This is a genomic window from Mesorhizobium sp. M7A.F.Ca.CA.002.05.1.1, assembly GCF_003998335.1.
Lineage (GTDB): Bacteria > Pseudomonadota > Alphaproteobacteria > Rhizobiales > Rhizobiaceae > Mesorhizobium.
The window spans coordinates 1-6,632 of the sequence record NZ_RZQI01000275.1; the positions used below are offsets into that span (position 1 = coordinate 1).

Sequence of the window (6,632 nt, forward strand, 5' to 3'; positions counted from 1 at the left end):
CATCGTGCCGCCGAACTGCCTGTCTGGCTGCACAGATACAATTGGCATCGTCCACATGGCAGCCTAAAGTCAAAAACGCCTATCAGTCGCCTCGCCCTGATCGAGGACAACCTGTTGAAGCTCCACATCTAGGGCATGCGAAAATAGAAAATAACGGGCAAAAAGATGCGCCTTTTCCGACTCCGAGCCTAGATGGTTGAAAGCCTCGAAGTACTCCTTCGTCCGCTCGAGGAGATCTCCCGCATAAAGCGCCAACGGCTGTGACACGGTGACCCTCGGGCGCGCCTTGACCTTCGGCGTCTCAGGTCCACTCTTGGCCATCTCAGATTATCGGCTTAATTCCGGTGCCGGTATGCGACAAAGCCGAACAGAGTAGCCGCTGCGACGTTGAAGATTGCCCACAGCTCGCGCGGCAAATGAACCGGCATGAACGGGTTGAAGATCGCTGCCGCTCCAAACAGCGCCCAAGCCAGGGTGCGATTTTCAGGGCCTGATCGCCACACCATGGCTCCGCAGTAGATCCCGGCGAAAAAGACCACCACGCGGAGGAATTGGTAATAGCCGTACGGCCATGGCGCTACCGCCAGCAGCGAGGCAATAGCTACACAGATGCAGACCAACCGGACCGTTCCGGCCGGCGTCGAAAAGCATTATTTTCAGCAAACTTGATCCTCAAACGCCCAGCACGGTTGTTAGTGGAGTTTCGGCGCCCGCCATATATTTGAAAAGCCAGATTGCCCAAGTGATCGGCCAAATGAACGCCAACATCGCATCCAGGCTCAAGTTAATCAGGATTTTTACGACCACTGATGCATGGCCCTGCCATGTGTCGACGACATTCATCACGTAGGTGATCGGCCCGCCCAGCATGAAGAGGAGGCCCAGCGGAGCTGACATGATGTTCTTCAGCATGTTTGTGTCCCTCAGAAAGGCGTGACCTTCAGTGACAGTGATACGCGCCGGTCTTATGGTTGGTATGGCAACCGTTGGCATCAGTGCCGCCACTGTGTGCAAACGCGCCGGTCGCGCAAGCGATTATTGCAGCGGCCATAGCCGCGAGAAATGTTGTTTTCATTTTATTGCCCTCCCAAAGTATTTCAGACAGAGCACTATTGCCGGTCGGGCACAAGCTGCTCGTGGCACTGTGAACACAAATAGGATAGATGCTCCTCTGTGCAGGCCAAGATCGGGCGAGGAGAATACTTTGGATGGATTGCGATTGATGCACGTCCCGTTGGCGATCCTGCTGACATGGCCAAGGGTGGCGACGGCAAATGAATGCCTCTCGAAGTACACCAAGACCGACGTCTGCGCCTACGCAAAAAAAATGCAAACCGAAATGGCTCCAGCATTGCCCATGCTGATCAGTTCGAACATCTCCGTTCGGAGCATCATCGCAATCGGGCCAAGGATCGTTTTCAACGCCACCTGGGCTCAGACCGATGCGGAAGTAGACGCCAAATTGTTGGCTGCTGGCGTCTCGCGGCCGGTCTATGTCCAGAAGATCGATGAAATGACCAAAAACTATGTCTGTCGTGCGGAGGAACTATCTGCCTTCGTTCGCCTGGGCGGTGAGATCCAGTACACGTATACGACTGTGGATAATTTCCCAGTCGCGAACCCGCTCGTAGCACTCTGTCCTTAGAGCATCGCAGCACGGCTCATGACATGACTAGTCGCGGCCGATCAACCAGTTGATCAGCAGCCATGATCATTTGTTGGAACTCAATTGAGCCTGATCCGCACTAGCAAGTGGATAGAAGTGAATGTGCGGTTGCCCTTTAGCTCTACTATGCATAGAAACCACTCTGCCGGGGGGCGTAAAGTTGGGGTTGTGAGTGCGTGGGCTCTAAATTCGAAAAACTAAATAAGTTGCGTGACTCACTGCGAGAATCCAACCACGATTTTCGGGCGAGCACTCAGCTATTCAACAGCCTGGACCCTGCCAAGATCGACGGCGACCTGGATGTCATTAACCGCGGAAAGCAGCGCGGCGAGGTGAACCAACCCCCGAAAACGGCAAAGAATCTCGACGATGTCGAACATGCCATCGTGGAACGCGTTGAGGATGAGAAGAAGGCTGCGCATCACACTCTTGAGGACAACCTGCAACTCCTTGGAGGTCGTCTTGCCGGCCTCGATTTCGAGGAACAATTCGGTCTAATCCGTCAGACGAATGCCGCTAGCGTTTCGGACTTCAAAGCCTCGGTCGCCGTGGGCCTCGATGAACTTCACGGCCTGAGAAGGGCCCTGAACGACGCCGAAAAAGAGCATGCATGGTTTAAGGAGAAGCACGGTCTCGTTCGTGCCGCGCGTGTGCAGCACGGTGCCGCTCACATTTTCCGGCTATCGCTTCTGCTATTTCTGTTTCTGGTCGAGACAGCGATGAACGGCAACTTCCTGGCCAAGGGCAATGAGCAGGGATTTTTTGGTGGCATCCTTGAGGCTGCGGCATTCTCTTTCATCAACATCGGGGCGGCTTTGCTCCTGGCGGTTTTCTGCGCTCGTCTCGTCACCCATCGGTCGTTTTTCGTAAAATTCGTTGGGATCATTTCAATCCTTTTCTATATCGGCTTGGCGATTTCGATAAACTTGGCGCTAGCGCACTACCGTGAGGTCAGCGGCTCGCTCGCTGACGGCGCCGGCGCTGAGGTCATCCGTAATATGCTCGCCAATCCAGCGGGTCTCACGGACATCAAGTCCTGGTTGCTGTTTGCGATCGGCCTGATGTTTTCGCTTTTCGCTTTTATCGACGGCTGGTTCGTGCTCGACCCTTACCCAGGCTACACTGGCGTTGAAAATCGGCTCGTTCGACGGCGCGATGACTACATCGATCGAAAGAAGGAACTGATCGAAGAGCTGCAGGATGTCCGCGACGACCACAACGAAAAAGTGGAGGAAATCGTCAAGCAGCTTGGTAGTCGCCGGCGCGAGCACCGCGCGATTGTCGATCATCGATCGAGGCTTCTGGCTCTTTTTGCGCAGCATCAAGACCAATTGGAGCGAGCCTGCAATCAGCTTTTGTCGATGTATCGGGAAGCCAACATCCAGGCGAGGACCGAGCCGGCGCCCAAGCATTTCGGAACGCCCTACAAACTTGATCGCATCAAGCCATACGTCACCGGCGAGCGGGAGTGGAATGAGGGAGATGTTGGCGCATCAATTCGCCAGGCGCAGGAGGAACTCAACGAGCAGGTTCGTCTGATTGGTCAGGAATGCGAACGGGGAATTGAGCAGTACCGAGATCTTGATAAGCTTCACCCGGACAGCGTGAATGTCTAGGCGAACCCGCAGACGCAAGAAAGGCAATGCGGGTACCATTGCCGCGGCCATTGCCCTTGGTGTGCTATCCGTTGCGATGTTGGCCGGCTTCGGCTGGATGTGGACCAGGTCTGGCAATGGCCATATCGACGCCAACACGAATTGCCCATTGGACGGACCCTCCAGCCTGACCGCCGTCCTCATCGACGCCACTGATCCAATTTCGGCAACGACGATGGCTGATCTCAAGAACGAGTTCCGAAAGACCATTGGGCAGGTCGAGCCGGGTGGGTATGTGAGGATTTATACCCTGAGCTCGGCGCCTGGTGAGCTGACGGTGATGTTCGATGGATGCAATCCCGGTGATGGGTCGACCGTCGATAGTTGGACCAACAATCCTGCGCGGCGTCAAAAGAAGTGGGAAAACGCCTTCGGCGATCCTTTGAACAAACTTCCCGATGAAATCCCGAATGCGGCTTCCGCGAGCCAATCTCCGATCATGGCTGGAATTCAGAAAATCAAGCTGTCGCTCTTCGATAGCAGCTTGGCCAAACAGGGCAGTCCCAAGCGATTGGTGGTCGCCTCTGACATGATCGAGCATACGACGATTTACTCGCAGTACCGATCGGGACTGGATTACCAAAAATACCTCAACAGCGCCGCCGACCGCACATATGGGACGTCGCTGGATGGGGTGGGCATCACAATTCTTTATATCGATCGGGCAAAGAAGCCATTTCAGACCCTGGATCACGCGGAGTTCTGGACACATTGGGTCCAGAACCATCACGGCGAGTTCGAAAAGCTGGTTGGCTTGGATGGGTTAAACTGATGGCGAGAGCGCACGACAAACCTTTGCTGGATCATCCACGTCTGCCGGTCGTGGTTTTCGCGGCATTGACACTCGGCGGGTGTGTATTCATCGCCATTGCAAAACTCTCAGGCGTAAATCCGATCGTCGCGGCGGTAGCACCGGCCTGCCTGATGTTTTTCTATCTCGGGGTTTCGATCTTTGCTGGAAAGCTACAACTGCACGACGAGCAGACCGGCGATAACCTCTACTATATGGGCTTCCTGTTCACCCTGACGAGCCTTGGGGTCTCGCTGTTTCAGTTTGGAACGGAAGGCTCAACCGACACGATCGTCCAAAATTTTGGCATCGCGATCACGTCGACGATCACCGGTATTGCTCTGAGGGTTTTCTACAATCAGATGCGGCGCGATCCCGCGGACATTGAGCGAACGGCGAGGCACGAACTTGCCGACATGACACGGCGTGTAAGAGCCGAGATGGAAAGCGTAACCAGGGAGTTCGCCGACTTTCGTCGTGTCAGCCATCAAATGCTCGAAGAGGGCTTTGCAGAGATTGCCGAGCAAGCGGCACGCAATGGGGAGCACATTCGATCTGCCCTGGACAATATTGCCATGGAATCGATCAAGCCTGTCCAAGAGGCGTCTGCCAAGCTCAGTGACGCGTTGCAGCACAATTTCGGGCAAGTCGAAACCCAGTTTGCTTCGATAGCGAACCGCGTTGGAGCTGCAGCGGATTTGCTGGATAAAGCCAACAGCTCGATGTCCAACTCTGTTGGAAAGCTCGGTAATCAAGCCGACAATATGGCTGCCAAGCTGGAAAAGGTGGTTGTTCCTGATGAGGTGCTGAAGAACGATCTGGCGCCGATGGTCAAGCTCCTGGGTAATGCTGTCGCACAATATGCGATAAAAACCGAAACAGCCTCGCAAGAGCAGCAAACGCGGATGACCGGTCTTGCCGACGCAGTGATCAAGGTGGCGACTGGAGTGGAGAGAGCGGCAGCGGCCGCAGAAAAGACCGCAGAAACTGTCCAAGCGCAGCAGCGTTTGACTGAGGAGTTCATGGCTGTGATGCAGAAACACAGCAATGAAACACGCGGCCTCGTCGCAACCCTTACACAACATAGCCTCCCGGCCGTGCGCACGCCCCAGCCTCTGAGCAATGCGATAGCGAACGATGTCGAGCGAGTGGCGGCACCTTCCACTGTTGCCTCCCCTGTGGAGACGCCAATCAAGGTTTCGGATGACACGGAGGGCGACACCTTCCGATCGTTAAGCAGTCCGGCGGAGGTGGAGAAGGGTGAACCGCCAAAGAGAGCAAGTTGGTGGGGCAGGTGAGTGAGGTTAGCGGAACAGCCATTACGTTTGAGCGCAAGGGCTATGGCCGCGGCCTGATACTCGGCCTGACGATGGCTGAGACGATGCTGCTTCTCGTTTTCTGCCTTTTGCTTGCTGCAGGCGCGCTCATCGCCAAGACAAAGAAAGAGGCTGCGGCAGCGCAGAAGATTGCGCAGTCCCTCAATGAGAACGCTCGCAAGCTTGACGAGGAAAACAAGCGGTTGCTGGCTCAGCTGAATGCCATGGTCAAGCCTGCAAGTCGACGCAATGTACCAGATCAAGAATGGCGTGAATTGGTCCGGGCCAAAGAGGCCGCAGAGGCAATCAAAAAAGTGGGACTGACCCTTGAGGAAGCGGTGAAAAGCGCGCCGGCCGCCAAAGTCCTCTCTGACAACGACGTCGACGTTGATCAGGCCAAAGCCATGATCGAGAAGATGAAGGTTCTGCGCGAGCTCGGCTACGTTGGCACGGGCAAGACGTCCAAGGATCTTGCTGACGCACTGAAGAAGGCAAGGAACGAGGCCTCTGCTGACAAGCCACACGATTGGCCACCGATCATCAGTCTTAGCGAGCTCGATGGCTATAATTTCGATACTGGAAGTGCGGAGCTTTCCGGTGGCTTCAAAACGAAGTTGCGGCAGATGTCGAAGACCATTGCTGGAATTGCAACTTCCTATGGTGTGGACGTCATTGAGGTGATTGGCCACACGGACGAGCAGGCGATGTCCGGTGACTCATCGAATATGGACAGAGGCCTTCAGCCCGTACTGGCGCGCAAGATGGACATTGGCACACTCCATCCTGCCGACAATGCCGGGCTTGGATTAGCGCGAGCGATCTCCGTCACAGGCATCCTGCGCGATATGCCGGAACTGAAAGGCTTCACCATCCTGCCAATGTCCGGCGGCCAGTTGATATTGCCTGGCGACCGGCTCACCGACGGCGCACAGGCCGGCGACGTCAAGGCGAGGAGGCGAATTGAGATCAGGGTCAGGCAACGTTCGCGAGAGACAGATATTGGACTGGTTCCGGTACCAAAGTTGTGAGGCGAACTGCCCTTGGGTTTCGCTCACAGGGCTTGGGGGGGATTGCGGGGATGGGGTTTTACGTTCGAAAATCGATTAGTGCGGGACCTTTCCGCTTTAACTTCTCGTCTGGCGGGGTTGGCGCGTCCGTTGGCGTGCAAGGTCTTCGTATCGGGACTGGCCCACGAGGGCATTATA

General features: G+C 55.5%; 10 protein-coding genes and 1 pseudogene. 7 read left to right on the forward strand and 4 right to left on the reverse strand.

The genetic code is table 11. The features are described 5' to 3' along the window. Window positions 1-132: pseudogene (locus EN939_RS15785) on the forward strand (IS481 family transposase); the annotation flags it as partial. On the opposite strand, the gene EN939_RS38075 reads toward EN939_RS15785, so the two are convergent. Genes EN939_RS38075 through EN939_RS40055 form a run of 4 tightly spaced genes read right to left on the reverse strand, consistent with a single transcriptional unit; the run spans window position 70 to window position 1,075 of the window. Further along, window positions 70-321 (reverse strand): hypothetical protein, encoded by a 252-nt coding sequence (locus tag EN939_RS38075; RefSeq protein ID WP_127248734.1) that lies wholly within the window; start codon window positions 319-321, stop codon window positions 70-72. The pseudogene EN939_RS15785 and the gene EN939_RS38075 overlap by 63 nt on opposite strands. A gap of 14 nt (window positions 322-335) precedes the next feature. Further along, window positions 336-620 carry a DUF6804 family protein gene (locus EN939_RS15790; RefSeq protein WP_063169433.1) on the reverse strand — a complete coding sequence of 95 codons (285 nt, stop codon included), beginning with the start codon at window positions 618-620 and terminating at the stop codon, window positions 336-338. 52 nt (window positions 621-672) lie between these two features. Further along, a complete protein-coding gene (locus EN939_RS15795) occupies window positions 673-912 on the reverse strand; it encodes a hypothetical protein (protein ID WP_082826591.1) in 240 nt (79 codons plus the stop codon). A gap of 28 nt (window positions 913-940) precedes the next feature. Continuing rightward, window positions 941-1,075: a YHYH domain-containing protein gene (locus EN939_RS40055; RefSeq protein WP_199489651.1), complete on the reverse strand. Its 135-nt coding sequence runs from the start codon at window positions 1,073-1,075 to the stop codon at window positions 941-943. 129 nt (window positions 1,076-1,204) lie between these two features. On the opposite strand from EN939_RS40055, the gene EN939_RS15805 reads away from it, so the two are divergent. From EN939_RS15805 to EN939_RS15830, 6 genes are all read left to right on the forward strand, one after another. After that, the gene (locus tag EN939_RS15805) at window positions 1,205-1,645 is read left to right on the forward strand and encodes a hypothetical protein (protein WP_126066778.1); all 441 of its coding nucleotides are present in this window, start codon (window positions 1,205-1,207) and stop codon (window positions 1,643-1,645) included. Window positions 1,646-1,842: 197 nt separating this feature from the next. Then, window positions 1,843-3,282 (forward strand): hypothetical protein, encoded by a 1,440-nt coding sequence (locus EN939_RS15810; RefSeq protein WP_063169430.1) that lies wholly within the window; start codon window positions 1,843-1,845, stop codon window positions 3,280-3,282. Beyond that, complete coding sequence (locus tag EN939_RS15815; RefSeq protein ID WP_063169429.1) at window positions 3,275-4,093, forward strand: hypothetical protein; 819 nt, start codon at window positions 3,275-3,277, stop codon at window positions 4,091-4,093. The genes EN939_RS15810 and EN939_RS15815 overlap by 8 nt, the downstream gene beginning before the upstream one ends. Continuing rightward, window positions 4,093-5,409, forward strand: a complete 1,317-nt coding sequence (locus tag EN939_RS15820; RefSeq protein WP_063169428.1) for a hypothetical protein — start codon at window positions 4,093-4,095, stop codon at window positions 5,407-5,409. Before EN939_RS15815 ends, EN939_RS15820 begins: the two co-directional genes overlap by 1 nt. Beyond that, window positions 5,397-6,455, forward strand: a complete 1,059-nt coding sequence (locus EN939_RS15825; protein ID WP_224571173.1) for a hypothetical protein — start codon at window positions 5,397-5,399, stop codon at window positions 6,453-6,455. Before EN939_RS15820 ends, EN939_RS15825 begins: the two co-directional genes overlap by 13 nt. A gap of 50 nt (window positions 6,456-6,505) precedes the next feature. Further along, window positions 6,506-6,632 (forward strand): DUF4236 domain-containing protein (locus tag EN939_RS15830; protein WP_127268736.1); only part of this gene is annotated, 127 nt, incomplete at its 3' end.